The 14,085-nt window shown below is 67.2% G+C and carries 12 protein-coding genes; 3 read left to right on the forward strand and 9 right to left on the reverse strand.

The features are described 5' to 3' along the window. Positions 1-72: 72 nt before the first annotated feature. From GTZ93_RS20150 to GTZ93_RS20160, 3 genes are read right to left on the reverse strand one after another with little or no spacing between them, the layout of a single operon-like run. The gene (locus GTZ93_RS20150; RefSeq protein ID WP_139919945.1) at positions 73-2,283 is read right to left on the reverse strand and encodes a phosphorylase family protein; all 2,211 of its coding nucleotides are present in this window, start codon (positions 2,281-2,283) and stop codon (positions 73-75) included. 8 nt (positions 2,284-2,291) lie between these two features. Further along, positions 2,292-3,053, reverse strand: a complete 762-nt coding sequence (locus tag GTZ93_RS20155) for a siderophore-interacting protein (protein ID WP_139919946.1) — start codon at positions 3,051-3,053, stop codon at positions 2,292-2,294. Next, positions 3,050-3,619, reverse strand: a complete 570-nt coding sequence (locus GTZ93_RS20160) for a PadR family transcriptional regulator (protein ID WP_257979325.1) — start codon at positions 3,617-3,619, stop codon at positions 3,050-3,052. The genes GTZ93_RS20155 and GTZ93_RS20160 overlap by 4 nt, the downstream gene beginning before the upstream one ends. 545 nt (positions 3,620-4,164) lie before the next feature. Here GTZ93_RS20160 and GTZ93_RS20165 point away from each other — a divergent pair. Both GTZ93_RS20165 and GTZ93_RS42860 read left to right on the forward strand, forming a co-directional pair. Next, positions 4,165-5,541: a restriction endonuclease fold toxin 5 domain-containing protein gene (locus tag GTZ93_RS20165; RefSeq protein ID WP_257979326.1), complete on the forward strand. Its 1,377-nt coding sequence runs from the start codon at positions 4,165-4,167 to the stop codon at positions 5,539-5,541. A gap of 12 nt (positions 5,542-5,553) precedes the next feature. Continuing rightward, positions 5,554-6,324 (forward strand): immunity 52 family protein, encoded by a 771-nt coding sequence (locus GTZ93_RS42860; protein WP_167548258.1) that lies wholly within the window; start codon positions 5,554-5,556, stop codon positions 6,322-6,324. Between the two features lie 11 nt (positions 6,325-6,335). Here the strand turns inward: GTZ93_RS42860 and GTZ93_RS20175 are convergent, their stop codons facing one another. Continuing rightward, on the reverse strand, positions 6,336-6,806 hold the full coding sequence (locus GTZ93_RS20175; RefSeq protein ID WP_139919948.1) for a DMP19 family protein: 471 nt from the start codon (positions 6,804-6,806) through the stop codon (positions 6,336-6,338). Positions 6,807-7,208: 402 nt separating this feature from the next. Continuing rightward, complete coding sequence (locus GTZ93_RS20180) at positions 7,209-7,370, reverse strand: hypothetical protein (RefSeq protein WP_161662936.1); 162 nt, start codon at positions 7,368-7,370, stop codon at positions 7,209-7,211. Between the two features lie 396 nt (positions 7,371-7,766). On the opposite strand from GTZ93_RS20180, the gene GTZ93_RS20185 reads away from it, so the two are divergent. Continuing rightward, positions 7,767-8,120 carry a hypothetical protein gene (locus GTZ93_RS20185; protein ID WP_370457270.1) on the forward strand — a complete coding sequence of 118 codons (354 nt, stop codon included), beginning with the start codon at positions 7,767-7,769 and terminating at the stop codon, positions 8,118-8,120. A gap of 121 nt (positions 8,121-8,241) precedes the next feature. Here the strand turns inward: GTZ93_RS20185 and GTZ93_RS20190 are convergent, their stop codons facing one another. The 4 genes from GTZ93_RS20190 to GTZ93_RS20205 form a co-directional block, all read right to left on the reverse strand. Further along, complete coding sequence (locus GTZ93_RS20190) at positions 8,242-11,046, reverse strand: hypothetical protein (RefSeq protein WP_390624885.1); 2,805 nt, start codon at positions 11,044-11,046, stop codon at positions 8,242-8,244. A gap of 161 nt (positions 11,047-11,207) precedes the next feature. Then, complete coding sequence (locus GTZ93_RS20195) at positions 11,208-12,509, reverse strand: hypothetical protein (RefSeq protein ID WP_139919951.1); 1,302 nt, start codon at positions 12,507-12,509, stop codon at positions 11,208-11,210. 44 nt (positions 12,510-12,553) lie between these two features. Next, positions 12,554-13,279 carry a hypothetical protein gene (locus tag GTZ93_RS20200; protein WP_139919952.1) on the reverse strand — a complete coding sequence of 242 codons (726 nt, stop codon included), beginning with the start codon at positions 13,277-13,279 and terminating at the stop codon, positions 12,554-12,556. A 2-nt stretch (positions 13,280-13,281) separates the two neighbouring features. Further along, complete coding sequence (locus GTZ93_RS20205) at positions 13,282-13,959, reverse strand: carboxypeptidase regulatory-like domain-containing protein (RefSeq protein WP_139919953.1); 678 nt, start codon at positions 13,957-13,959, stop codon at positions 13,282-13,284. Positions 13,960-14,085: the final 126 nt, after the last annotated feature.

Consider the following 14,085-nt stretch of genomic DNA (forward strand, 5'->3'; position numbering starts at 1 on the left):
CCCTCCAGGTCAGGAGGAGATCATGCGCCGGTGCGGGAGGTCGACCCCGCACCAGAGTTTTTCAGCAGCCTGCTAGGCGCTCGGATGTGGGGGCAGGACGAGGTTCTCCCACTCCGCCACGAGAAAGTGATGCAGTGATTGCGCGGCCGTGTAGGCCGCATACGGCTGCCAATCATCGGCCTTGCTGCCATCCGCGAAGTCGCAGACCGCTTTGAAGGCCAGATACGGCGTTTCGGGCGAGACCGTATCTCGACAAGCACAATGCACGGCGTACGCCTCCATTTCGAGGCCGATGAGTTTGCGCCAATGCAGACCGATGTCGTCGACCACCGCGCGAGTCGCGACGACGCTGGAGCCGGATGCAAGCGGACCAATGAGCAATCTGGGCAGTCGATCAGGCTTGGAGCCGTCCCAATTGCGCCAGATGTCATGAAGCCCGTTGCCGCTCGCCTGCCAGTCCCTCAACAGAGACAGAAGTCGCGAATTGAGATGGACTGGCTTGGGGTCGGGCGTGAAGGCGACCTTCGTTTCATCATCCGTGAGCTTGCCCGAGCTGTAGTCGAACGTCACATCTGGGGAAAGGATGTCCCCAAAGCCTCGCGTATCCACCCGGGCTCCTGCCGCGATCCCCACCATCGCGACAAGCCGGGGCTTGAAGCGGAGGATCATCTTGGTGGCCAGCGCAGCAGCAGCAGGAGGCCCCATCTGATTCGGGGCAGCCGCGATCACACGCAGGCGGGTACCCGCCGCAGTCGTATAGACACCCCGATGGTAGGTCTGCGGGTCTCTCACATCCGGGGGGAGCCTCGTCCACCGCTCCGCACCTGTCTTGAGAACCTTCTCGAGCTCCGGCATGCGCAAGGCGCAAATGATGGCCACATCGAACAGCAGGTCTTGAGGCTCCAAGTTCGAATCGCCTTTTGCCGCGCTCAACGGTGCCGGAGCTTGCTGGGGAATGGCATTGCTGGGGGTTGCTGGAAGCGTGAGCGCCAGCCCGGCTTCAGTGTATAGATCAAGCCGCTTGGCCAGGATGCTGAGCCCATAGCGAGCCTTGCCGAGCGCCGCGAGGAGCTGCTCGCCAGAGTATGGGTGGACGACTTCAGGACGCACCAGCGCGGCGTTCAGTGGCGCCAATATTCCTTGAGTGAGCTGAGAGGTGCCGGGGGACAAGTCCTTGAACACCCGTGAAGCATCCTGGGCCCATGCTTGAGCCAGACGAAGGGAGTCGTCGAATTCAAGCTCCGACTCAATGGGGGCCTGAAGGATTTTCTCAAGTTGCGCCTCAAGGCTCTTCAGACGCTCCGTATTGCTTGGGGGCTCAGGCGGAGTGACGGGCGTCGCCAGTACGGTTTGCCTGGAGCCTGTCCCCGACTTCGAGCGATAGGTGGCGAGCTTCTCCAGGTAGGGGGCCACCTCTTTGTAGTCGGGCACGCCAATCAGCTGAATGGGGAGACCGCGCATCTCCATTCTCCGTTGAGTCTCTTGCAGCTCAGCCTCATGAACAATCCAGTAATGGGGACCCTGGATCCCCAGCAAGAACTGAGGCAAGAAGTCCAAAGGCGCGTTTGTTCCAACAAACAAGAGGGTGTTCTTCCCATCACAGACAAGCCGCAGTGCGCCTCCGAGGCGCATCATCCGCAGGCGCTCATCGTCTTCACTGAAAACAGACATTGAGCCATCCAGGGTGAACAGGGCGTCTCCCTCCTTGACTGAGCCGAAGACTGGCCACAATGTCGGACGGGAGTCTACCTTCATTTCCAGCTGTGAAACTGAATCGGAAAGCCTCTCCACCCAGTTGGGTGATGAGTCGTGGATTTCGTAGGGCTCGCCTTTAGGGCATGCCGCACTCAAAACCTGATCGTAAGCAGTCGTAACAACGAAATTATTGCTCACCTGCCACACCGCACGGGGGAGACCAAAATTGGCAGCGTTCACATCACCAAGCGAGGGAGTCAGCGTCTCTCGGAGGAAGTCGGGCCATAGCGGTCCAAGCGACATCCTCGCTTGGACAAGGGCATACTGGAGATCTGGCTGACGGACATCCAGCAAGCCTCGGAGCCGTGTGGCGGCGGCGCTCTTCAATTCCTCATCCAACCATTGCGCGGCATGCGTCACCACCCCGTGCCAGGACGGAATCAGGCCAGTCGAGAGCGTGATACCAGATCCAACGAAGGGCACGATCGTGCCCCGATCCACAGCGGCGCGGAGTGTTCTGGGAAATTTCGGCATCGCATCAGAAGCTACCAGAGGTACGCCCAGAACATTGAGGACGAGAAGGAACAACCAATGACTCAGTGACGAGAGCCAGGGCCTTCGAGTCCGGCATCCCCGTCGCGGTGCCAGTAGGACGCGGCCTTGACCCACTCCGCCGGGTGGCCGCGCTCCTCGATGACGTAGGTCCGCAGCTCGCGCACCCACTCCGCCTCGCCCGCCAGCCACACGAAGCCATCCCCCGGAGGAGGCGTGAACTTCGCCAGTTCGCGCCGCAGCAGCGCGCCATCTCCGGGCCCCGGCTCTCCACGCACCACCCAGGTCGGGTGCCAGGAGGCCTTCGTGACGAAGGTCTGCTGCTCGGACGCGTTGGCCACGACCGCCACGGTCGTCACGGGCACGCCCGGACGCAGCAGCTCCACCCGGCGGCCGAGCGCCGGCAGCGCGCTCTCGTCGCCCACCAGCAGGTACCAGTCGAAGTCATCGGGCACGAGCTGCGAGCCCTTCGGTCCGCCAATCTCCAGCGTGGAGCCGACCTTCGCGCCGGTGGCCCATTCCGTCGCGGGTCCGGAGCCGTGCAGCGCGAAGTCGATGGTCAGTGTCTGGCCGCGGTTGTCGTAGGCGCGAGGCGTGAAGTCACGCATCACCTGTTCCCTCGCCTGCGGGAAGAACAGCTTGATGTGGTCATCCGGCGACGGGCTGCTGAAGTCCGCCAGGTCCGGCGACGCGAAGTGGATGCACCGCATGCGAGGCGTCACGGACTCCACGCCGCTGACGACCAGGCTGCGCCGCCGCAGTTCGTGGCGCACGCGAACGATTTGATGCAGGTCCTGGGTGCTCATGAGCGGAGCCTCTCGATCTTCTGCGCGGCCTCGTCGATCAACGCCGCCACGTCGAGCACGACCTTCTTGTCGACGCCGGGCGACAGCGTGTCGAACAGCACGCTCTTCAGGTTCTGCATCGCGCGCCGGACCGGAGCCGCGTCCGTGCGCTCGCGAATCTCTCCGGCCTCTGCGAGCCGCCGCAGCAGCCCCTCCACTACCTTCGCGTTCTCCGCGAGCAGCGCCTTGCCCTGCTCCGTGATGGCGAAGAGCTTGCGCTGCGTGTCCGTCGTGTCCGGCTCGCCCACCAGCTCCATGTCCTTGAGCAGGGTGAGCGTGGGGTAGATGACCCCGGGGCTGGGGGCATACACGCCCCGGCTCAAGCCCTCGATGGCCCGGATGAGGTCGTACCCGTGCCGGGGCTCCGCGTTGATGAGGTGGAGCAGGACGAGGCGCAGCTCGCCGCCCTCGAACATCCGATGCCGCCCACCGCCGGGGCCGCCGTGCCGCCCCCGGTGGCCCTCCCCGCGCTCATGGTGATGCCAGTGCTCCGAGTCGCCCCGGTCTCTTCCGTGTCTGCCGCGCATGTCGCGTCCTCTCAGGGGTTCAAGATACTTTCCAGATGGCTCTGAGATATATCTCAGCATTGTCTGGAGCAACCCGATCTGCGGGCACTGGCCGGCTGACTACCGGGCCGGCCCTCGGGTGCATGCGCCGCCCGGTCTGGCTGGCTTGTCAGGGCTGACGGTTATGAACGGGTTCTGCACGCCGCACCGGAGTGCAGGCAGGAGGCACGAGCGATGCGCAACCGCGGGTGGGCGGTGCTTTGGCCGCGGTGCAGTTCCTGGAGCGCTCGGTGAAGGGCCTGGGAGTGGACGATGCGCGCTGACGTCCTGCTCGGGTGCGTGGCACTGCTCCTCGCCGGCTGCGCTTCGTTGCCTCCCGGGCCCGGAAGGACGCTGAGCTACACGTCCCGCACGGAGACTGACGCCCCTGGAGGACGAGCGTCGAACGACGAGGCACCGCGTGCATCTGCCTCGGAGCCGAGGGTCACGCCCCGCGAGGAAGCGCCTCCCCTCTACCGGCGCAAGACCGTCCGCGAAGAGGTGACGGGGTACGCCCCGTTCGTGCGGTGGCCCTGGCGGACGCCACCCGCTCCGACGATGTGCAACCGGATGCCTGGGAGCAGTTGCTGACGAACGCGGGACTGGAAGCGCGAGACGAACGCACCCTGGGAGGCACGCTGACGCCCACGCAAGCGGCGCGACTGATGGGAGTGCTCCTGGGCAAGCCCGTCACGTTGAGCACCTTCCCGCCTCGCATGGCCGCGGGCTTCATCCTGCGCGAGGTGATGGAGGGAGGCGAAGTCACCCGGAAGGAGCTGTCGCGACGGGTGGAGCGATTCTCCCGGGAGCAGATCGCGGTGTTGAGACCGGATGGCTACCTCGCGTGGGCACTCACCGGGAGTACCCAACAGAAGGTGGCAACGGTCGAATGGAAGGACGGCGCCTTCCGAGCGCATGGCTTCGAACTGGGCCGCTTCTACAGCGGCAAGGGCGGCGTCTTCCGGAACGTGGACGCGCAGCTTCAGGCTTCGGATTGGCGGCCCCTGGCCGAGGTGTACGACGACGCGGACGTCATCAGCCGCACCCTGGATGGAGCCGAGGACGCCGTCGTGGAGCTGTACCACGCGCTGGGACAGTTGCTCACGCGCCCCGTGGACAGCATCGCGGGATTGAGCCACCTGCCAGCGGGCGTGGCGGCGCTCATCGCGGCATCGCCCGCGTACTGGGAGCGCTTCCAGGCCATGACCCGTGGCGAGCAGATCCGCGAAGTGTCGCGACTGACGACGGGGATGCTCGTCACCTGGGGCGCGGCGTCAGCCACGACACGGACACTGAAGGGGATGTCCGTGGGCGCGGAGGCCACGGTGCCGGTGCTCTCGATGTCGGCGGAGGGCGCGATGGCGTTGGAGCGCGTCGCGGTGCCAGCGGGACGGGCGGCGGCAGTGCTGAGCGGCGGGCCGGGAGCAGCCATCATTCTCCAGCGTTCAAACGCTTCCGGTTCGGTACCTGCGCCATCGAATGGGCCCGGACAGTGGGCGCCTGCAAAGGAATCCATGTCTCCGCGTGCCCGGGGCTACCAGGAGCAGATCACGGGACACTCGGCGGATGAGGCGTATTGGGTGGGGGGTGTGGGGCACAACAACGGAGGCGTGAAGTTCGATGGCTTCAAGGATGGCGTGCTGTTGGAGGCGAAGGGGCCAGGCTACGCTGAATTTTTTGAAGCCGACCTTGCGCCCAAGCATTGGTTCGAGGCATCGGGAAAGGCCAAAGAGCTCGTCGACCAAGCCACGAGGCAGCGTGACATCGTCCTGAACACGGGTGTCCGCATTGAGTGGCACGTCGCCGAAAAGCATGCAGCGGCTTCAATCAAGCAGCTGCTGAAAAGCAATGGCATCACCGGGATTACCGTCATCCAAACTTCCGCACGTCTTTTGGTTCCCTGAGACAAGCTCCGCATGACAACGCTGGATCCATCCGCGACCTATCCCGAGACCTACTACGCCGGTGCCTACTGGGGACCGCGACGGGAGTCCCCTGAGGCATGTGCCCAGCGAGCGGCGGACTTCCTCAACATGCTGGCCGCGTGCGACCCGCTGTTCGCGAACTGGAACAAGATTCCCAAACCACGCGGCAAGGGACGCAAGACGCCCCTCATGCCTCCTGACCTTCCCACCCTGACGGAAGCGTTCCGGCGCGGCGTCAACCGCGAGCCGGGTGGGCCGCCCATCGAGCATCTGGGCTTGACCGTCTCGGCATACAATGACGGTACCAGCCAGGACCATGCTTCCGTGCGGATGACCTGCGGGAGCTACGCACAGCACAGCTCCACCAACGTGTGCGTCCTGTCTCTTCCATCAAAGGGGACGAACGCGGAACGAGTCCTTACGGCATCCGTGCTGACGAACGTGACGCGCAGCATGGCGCTGGCCTGGGAACCGGATTGGGCCGTGGCCATGTCTCACGCACATCGGGACACCGAAGGTGGAGAAGGAAAGGCCGACACCTGGCTCGGCTGGGTGACCTACCTGTCCCGCCACCGGGGCACGGTGCCGCCACTGCCCGCCCCCGTGCGCATCGAGCCCGTGGAGGACAGGGGCACGTTGATCATCCTGACCCCCGAGCGCTTCACCGTGGCCAACCCCGAGCACATCGCACTGGCGCGGCGGGTCCGTGAGCTGCTGGCCCGGGCAGGGCTCATGCGGTCTGACCGGCAGCCCACGGTCTGAAGTCCCGCCACTCAGTCCCGGAAGAACTCGGAGGGATGCGAGTCGACATAGCGCAGGAAGCAGGACTCGAGCTTCTCCTCACCTTGGAGCTGCTCGCTCAGTGTTCCGAGATGCGCGTCAATCCACGCTCGCGGCTTCGTGTCGAGGATGCGCCGACGCGCCTCGAGCGTCCCGGGAGGGTGGGCCCCAAAGAGCGCGTCGAGTCCCCTTCTCACCAGGGCGGCATGTCCGGCGGCGCCAAGCTCCTCGAAGCTCTGCAGCACGAACTCCACCGAGGAGGGAGCGAAGTTGTAGAGGGCCTGATCCAGCCCGCCGTTCCCGATGTCCCGGATGAAGAAGGTCGTGAGGGCCAGCACCTGTTGGCCGTGCGTTCCTTCGACGGCATCGTGCCCCCATGCAGGCTCCATGAGCAGCCACAGCCGCTCCCCCACCGGAAGCCCTTCGACGCTCGCACGCGGCAGCCGCGTATCCTTCCCAGACACCAATGGCGCCTCCCGTTCGCGGCCCAGGCCGTACGGGTTCCTCACATATCAGACGACCGCGAGCGCTACGACAGACGGCCCGGGCAACAGGTGCCCGGGCCGCCGGGTGTCTTCCGCTGATGATCAATGGAGCCGCCATGGAGTGCCTTCGGCATCCTGGACATGCCCTCGGGGGGCATGCATCGACCGGTCTGACTGACTTGTCAGGGCTGACGGTTATGAACGGGTTCTGCACGCCGCACCGGAGTGCAGTCAGGAGACACGAGCGATGCGCAACGGCGGGTAGGCGGTTCGGTGAAGGGCCTGGGAGTGGACGATGCGCGCTGACGTCCTGCTCGGGTGCATGGCACTGCTCCTCACCGGCTGCGCTTCGTTGCCTCCCGGGCCCGGAAGGACGCTGAGCTACACGTCCCGCACGGAGACTGACGCCCCTGGAGTGGGCGCGGAGGCCACGCTGCCAGTGCTCTCGATGTCGGCGGAGGGCGTGCTGGCGCTGGAGCGCGTCGCAGTGCCAGCGGGACGCGCGGCGGCGGTGCTGAGCGGCGGGCCAGGTGCGGCCATCATTCTCCAACGCGTTGATGACTCCGCGGGCTCAGGAGGTGGCGACGATGGAGGCCCACAAGGGACAGGTCCTTCACGCGGGCCGAAGGGTTACTCGTCCTTCAAGTCCTTCAAGCGGGCCATGGGACCTGCGGGTGACGGAAAGGAGTGGCACCACATCGTGGAGCAGACCGAAGGGAACGCGACCCGCTTTGGGCCACATGCTCTCCACAACAGCGAGAACATCGTCGCACTTGGCAAGGATGTTCACAGTGGAGTGAGTTCTCTCTACTCGTCGAAGCGGCCTAGACTCACGAACTCGGAAACCCTGACTGTGAGACAGTGGCTGAGCACTCAATCCTTCGAAGCGCAACGAGACTTCGGATTGGTGGCGATCCAGCACGTGACGAGAGGAATCTGGTGACGGACCTCGAAAAGTGGGTGGAGGAGTTCGCGCTGAACGTGTCAGCGCAGACGGCAGCCATCGCGCGTGGAGATGCCAAGGCGGGGAACAAGCATGCGGATCGTTACATCGCTGCTGTTCGGAAGTTGAAGGGGCAGGGAGATGCGGGGCGGGATGCGCTTGCGGTGCTGCTCAAGCACCCTGACAAGGACGTCAGCACCATGGCGGCGGCATACCTCTTGAGGCATCGGACGGCCGAATCGAAGGCTGTCCTAGAAGAGGCTGCGCAAGGCGAAGGGTTGATCGCCTTTGAAGCCGCGCAGGTGCTGAAGAACTGGGAAGCAGGTGTTTGGGCGCTGGATCCGGGATGATCTTCCAAGGCGCGTGGCGGTGAGGACAGGGGCACGCTGATCATTCTGCCCCCCGAGCACATCGCACTGGCGCTGACAAACGGCCCGGACAACAGGTGCCCGGGCCGCCGGGTGTCTTCCGCTACGGGTGGCTGGCGGGGTCCGCCGGGTTGGTGCCCGCGGCCCGTTCATCACCGTCCAGGAAGCCGTCCAGGTCCCGGTCGATGCCCACGCGCAGGCCTGAGCCCAGCGGCGCGCAGGTGTACGTCAGCACGCCCTGGCTCGCGGCCACGCCCGAGCGCAGCGACGCGGACGGCACCAGCGGCAGCGCCGCTCGGTCCGCCTTGAACTGCCCGCTGCCCAGGTAGCGGAAGCCCATCTCGTACGTACCCGCGCGGCCCTTCGCCACCAGGTCGCATTCGCCCGCGTCCGCGCGCGCCATCAGCAGGTCGATGCGTGTCCCCACCACCGCCGCGTTGGTCGCGGTGAGCGTCACCTGCTGCCCGACGATGGGCGCCAGGTTGGTCTCGAAGGCGAACATGTACTGCTCCATGTCCTTCTTCGCCTGGAAGCCCGCGGGCGTGTCCGGGATGCCCACCTGGTTGAAGATGGGGTGGAAGTCGAAGCCGCTGTTGAAGAGGAACAGCGTGGGGATGGCGCCGTCGCTGTTGAAGCCCGTGCCTCGCACCTGGTCCCCCAGGAACGGATCCACCGGCGTGTTGCCGAAGGGGAAGCCAGCGCCGAACATGCCGACCTTCTGGTACAGGTTCCGCAGGTGCGGGACCTTGGGGAACAGCGGCTCCGCGTCGAAGGAGCTGCGACCGTCCGTGCCGAAGAAGCCCTTGAAGGGGCCCTCGCCCGGGTTCGCGTTCACGTCCACGCGGTGGCAGGACTCGCACGACCCCGGGAAGAAGCTGGTCGTGTTCGTGAAGAAGTCCTTGCCCGCCTGCTGCGAAGCCGTGAGCGAGTTGTCCAGCTTGCGGATGGGGTTGGGCGGATAGACGACCTGGAGGATGAAGTCGGAGAACTTCTGCATCTCCACTTCCGTCAGCTGCGCGCTGCGGCCCAGCAGGTCCTTGAACGCGGGGTTGAACTGCTTGAACGCCGCGACCTCGTCGAAGGTGCCGCTGTTGGGCTGCACGCTGGGCGCGCTGTCGCCGCCGGTGCGGTCTCCACGCCAGTGCATGGGGCCCTGGTTGGCCATGCCGCGCAGGCTCTGCGTGGACAGGGGGCCCTTCATCGGATGGAAGGACGTGTCCTGGCCGAAGGTGGGGTCCGTGCCGAACTCCGGCAGCACCGGGACAATGGGGTTGTAGCTCGCCTTCACGTCACCGTCCGGGTTGCCCAGGTCCCAGGTGGTGCTGTCGAAGTCGCCGAAGATGTGGCAGCTGCCGCAGGACGAGTCTCCATGGCTGGAGCTGCTGCGCGCGTCGTAGAGGAACGGACGGCCCTGCACCACGCTGACCGGCTCCGGGTTGAACATGGGCAGGTGCGCGACCTCCGTCTTCGTCGCGGTGTTGACGACGGAGATGGCGTTGTCGAAGCGGGTGAGCACGTACAGGCGCCCCCGGGCTTCATCCAGCACCAGGCCGGTGGGGCCACCGCCCGTCAGCGCGACCTGGTTCGCGGTGGAGGGCGTGAAGGTGCCGGACTCCAGCTGGGACGTGGCGTACACGCCCAGCTTCGACGAGCCGAACGCGGCGACGTAGAGCGTGGCGCCGTCGGACGTCACGGCCATGCCCGTGGGCTGCGCGAGGCTCTTCTCGCTCTCCGCGTTGGGCGTGGCCGCGCAGCAGGCCGCGTAGTTGATGTGCGTGTTGAGGTGACGAGGCGTGACGGAGGGCGCACTGGGGCCGCCCAGCACGGTGATGCGGCTTTCGTGCAGATGGCCGCGCAGGGTGTTGCCCGTCAGGGTGCCGGGGCCCTCGAAGCGCAGGTCGTTTCGCGCTTCGGTGTTGCTCACGTAGACCTTCCCGCTCACCGGGTTGACGGCCATGTTGAACAGGATGGTGCCCACGCCCGCGTAGGTGCCCGCCGCGCCGGACACCTGCACGGGCGGGTTGGCGTTGGCGGAGATGGCGAAGACGTCCTTGTCCGGCAGGGAGAAGCGGAGCGAGTCCGTCCACGGGCGGTTGAGCATGTCCAACCAGTCCTCGCCGTTGTACTTCACGATGACGGAGACCTCCGGGGCGGGGATGCCCTGGTGGTTGACGTTGGGGCCGGGGACGCCGCCCTCGGACTCGCCGCCGTTGGGCACCAGGCTCTCGTGGACCACGGAGGTGCGGTTGCCGGAGTGGAACGCGGCCGCGTACACCCGGCTGCCGTCCGGAGTCGCCGCGAGCGCGCGAGGCGTGTCACCGAACAGGGTGAGGCGGGTGAGCGGCGTACCACCCAACGTCGTCCCCAGGTTGTCCGAGTCGAACACCCAGACGTCCGCGCGGCCAACGCCCGGCGTGGTGAGCTGCGGGTCGAACCCGGTGTTCTGTCCGCGGTGCGCGGAGGTGATGAACGCGCGCTTCTTGCCAGTGCCCGCGAAGACGATGTCGCGAGGCTCGTCGCCCACGAGCAGCGTGCGCGTCACGCTGCCGCCCTGCCCGTTCGCGTCCACCTTCACGACGCTGACGCTGTCGGACAGGTGATTGACCACCCACACCTCGTTGTTGGTGCGCGCGGCGACTGCCACGGGCTCCAGGCCCACGGGCACGGAGCCCTTGTGGGTGAGGCCGCTCGTCCCCACCTGGAAGATCTCCAACCGGTTGTCCGGCGTGTTGACGGCGTAGAGCCACTGGCCGTTGGGAGACAGGGCCAGCGGACGCACCTGGCCACTTTCAAAGACGGTGAAGTGCTGCGCGTGTGACGGGCTGCCCATGGCGAGGCCCAACAGCAGCGTCGCCGCGGACGCGGTGCGCTGGAAGACGCGGCGCACCGCCGGGTGTCTGACTTTCATGAATGTCTCTCGGGGAAAGGGGGCTGGGGACCCCGGCTTCACGGTAGGGGTGGCGTCTGACATTGAGGAACGGGTGAACCCGGACCCGGTGGAATCGTTGCGCGGCGCAACGACTCCCTCCCTGTGTACGCAGTGAAGGGCGTTCCCTGGTCGGGCCGCCTTTAACGAGGCCAGTCGCGCAGGATCCGTTCGGCGGCATCCTGCTGGTCCCATTGCACCCGGCCGGTCAGCGCCAGACCCCGGTGCTCGATGCGGATTCGCCGCCACACCGGGGAGCCCGGGACATGGCGCGCGTCCACGCGGGCCCAGGCCACGCCTCCAGTGGCCTCCACCATGCGCGACACGCAGGCGTCGAAGTCCGCCTCCGGCAGCCAGCGCAGCGCATCCAGCACCTGGTCCGATTCGAAGTCGCGCAGCGCCGTCGGCCTGCCGGTGACGGCGCTCAAGGACTGGGGACCCTTGCCCTCTGGAATGAAGGAAAGTCCCTGGGGCCCCAACACGCAGAACCCTTCACGCCGGCCGAGCTTCGCGGGGAACAGCGCCACGCTGTCCAGGCGCACACCCGCCCGGGCCGCGCCGCGCAGGGGGGGCTGACGGTGCAGCTCCACGAGCAGGGCGACCGCCGCGACTCCTCGGACGGAGCGTGCATGGAGTCGCCGATCTCCCTCTACCTTGAGGTCCACACTCTGTTCCAGCCGGAAGCCGTCAGGGGAAATGCTGCCCAGCCGCACCTCCTGCGGCTCACCGAACACCGGCGCCCAGATGAGCCGCTCGCTCGTGAGCCGGATCCGCCCCGAGCGCAGGAGCTGTGCTGCCACGAGGCCCAGGGTGCCCGACACCAGGCAGGCCATCACCGGGACAGTCATCGGCCTGGGGAGGACGAACGACAGCAGCAAGGCCAGCGCGGGCAGCGCTCCCAAGGCGAACACCAGACGCGGCGACACTTGCTGCCTCAGGAACATGGGCACGAGGCTCGGGTCCGAGCTTCGCCGGGTATCGTCCTCGAAGACGAGCACCTCGCCCGGCTTCAGCGCCCAGCTCGCGGGTTGGCGCACCAGCGCATCCAACCGCGTCAGCGCCTCTTCCAGCGAAACGTCCTCCCGCGCCACCGTCAGCACATCCAGCCTGCGCCGGGCCAGCCGCGTCAGCCGCTCCCGCCGGGCCGACAACTCCCGGGCCGCCTTCACCACGGGCGCGTCGTCCGGCCAGGCCTCCTGAGCCGCGCGGCGCTGGACGCGCTCCAGCGCCTCCACCACCGTCCGAGCCTCGGCCACGAGCGCGGGCACCAACTCCGGACGCCGCACCAGCGCCCGCCGCCACCGCCGGCCGGACAGCGCCTTCTCCAGCTCCGCATACGGGCGCCGCGCCGCCGCGAGGACCTCCGCGCGGCCCTCCAGCTGACGCTCGACGTCCGCCACCGTGAGGCCTGTCGGGGCAGTGATGGGACGTGACCGCTCGGGCATCGCGCGGGACAGCATAGCGCCGTGGACCGCAAGCCCCCACGCCGTTACTCCACCGGCGGCTCCAGCTCCAATCGCTCACACTGACGCAGCATCTCCTGCGCATCAGCGGGTTCGTCGGGCGAGGGCGGCGCCGCCTCCGACCAGGGCACGGACGGCCGGGCCGGCGTTCCCATCGACTCCTTCAGGAGCGCGATGAGGTCCCTCGCGGGGTCCCTGGGAAACGACGTCACCCCCCGCAACGGCCGAGGCGCGCCGGGCGGCAACTCCTCGCTCGGAAGCGCGGCGGCCTGGAGCAACAGCGCGGGCGAGGGCGCCGGGGCCACCACCGCCACGGGCTCCGCGGGCAGCAGGTCATCCGGGTCGAACCCGAAGGGCACCTGGGGCACCACCTGGAGCGACACGGCCTCGCGCTCCACGTCCGGCCCATCCCCTTCTCTCGGGATGCACCGCAGCGTGTTCAAGCGGGGCGTGGGCGCTTCCTCGAACGTCGGCGTGGACACGGCGTCCATGCGCTCCGGCGACAGGGGCTCTTCCACCCTGGGAGGCCACAGGGGCACCTGCAGCAGCACCACGGCCGGCTCGCGCAGGGGCAGCGAGCGCACGCGCGCGCCTCCCAACTCCACCGCCGCCTTCGTCACCGCGGCGGCGTGCTCCGCGAGCACCCGCTCCGCCCAGGTCTTCAACCACCGCGCCAGGGACAGCACCCAGGCAAGGTGCCGCCGCGCGCGAGGCCGCGCCACCAGGGCCTCGACTGGCGGAGCCGCGTGCATCGTCACTCCTCCTTCACCGGCATCCGGATGATCCACGGCGACGTCCCGGTGGCCAGCCCCTCCGATTCCACCGACAGCAGCTCCCCTTCCGCGCGCACCTCCAGCCGGCCCAGCGACTCCCCCCGCGGCGGGCGGGGAAAGTGGAAGTGCCCCTCCGCATCCGTGCGCGTACTCAACTGCAGCGAGGGCAGCGCCACCCACGCGTCCCGGATGGGCACGTCACCGGGCCCCACCACCCGACCCAGCAGGGGGGCCTGCGCGGACGCCCCGCCCACCAATGACAGACATCGCACCTCCGCCAGGGGTTGCTCCTTGCGCACCTGCACCCGCAGGCGGAAGGAGGGACGCGGCACGGAGCGCAAACCCGCCCACAGCGCCGCCGGCACCGGGCTCAGGTCCACCTCCAATTCCTTGTCGCCCATGGCCGCGAAGACCAGGTCACCCAGCAGCCGGTGCGCGCGCTCGGGCGTCTCCGCGCCCACCGTCACCAGATAGCAGACGGTGAACTGCAGGGCGCCCTGCTTCCCCGCCCGGGTCAGGGACGCCGGCCCCAGCTCCAGGAGGTAAAGACAGACACCCCGGTCCAGGGCCTCGCGGTCGGGCACGCCCAGGTGCACCGGCGCGTCCGTGGCAATGCGTCCCACCCACGCTCTCATGCGCAGATCGACTTCGTCGATCATCCTTGGCCCCCCGGTTTCCGGCCCTGAATGCCACGTCACCGTTTCCTCTCATCATACGCTCGCATCGAGAGGTTTTGCTGGACATCACCCAGGGGATTGAACAGGACGTCCTTGATTTGACAGGCA

It is taken from the genome of Corallococcus exiguus, from assembly GCF_009909105.1.
In the GTDB taxonomy this organism is placed as follows: domain Bacteria; phylum Myxococcota; class Myxococcia; order Myxococcales; family Myxococcaceae; genus Corallococcus; species Corallococcus exiguus.

Coding starts and splice junctions, on each gene's coding strand:
- GTZ93_RS20195 (WP_139919951.1), bottom strand. CDS start 12,509: ATGCCCGAGCGGTCACGTCCCATCACTGCCCCGACAGGCCTCACGGTG.
- GTZ93_RS42860 (WP_167548258.1), top strand. CDS start 5,554: ATGACAACGCTGGATCCATCCGCGACCTATCCCGAGACCTACTACGCC.
- GTZ93_RS20180 (WP_161662936.1), bottom strand. CDS start 7,370: ATGATGGCCGCACCTGGCCCGCCGCTCAGCACCGCCGCCGCGCGTCCC.
- GTZ93_RS20190 (WP_390624885.1), bottom strand. CDS start 11,046: ATGAAAGTCAGACACCCGGCGGTGCGCCGCGTCTTCCAGCGCACCGCG.
- GTZ93_RS20200 (WP_139919952.1), bottom strand. CDS start 13,279: ATGCACGCGGCTCCGCCAGTCGAGGCCCTGGTGGCGCGGCCTCGCGCG.
- GTZ93_RS20155 (WP_139919946.1), bottom strand. CDS start 3,053: ATGAGCACCCAGGACCTGCATCAAATCGTTCGCGTGCGCCACGAACTG.
- GTZ93_RS20205 (WP_139919953.1), bottom strand. CDS start 13,959: ATGATCGACGAAGTCGATCTGCGCATGAGAGCGTGGGTGGGACGCATT.
- GTZ93_RS20160 (WP_257979325.1), bottom strand. CDS start 3,619: ATGCGCGGCAGACACGGAAGAGACCGGGGCGACTCGGAGCACTGGCAT.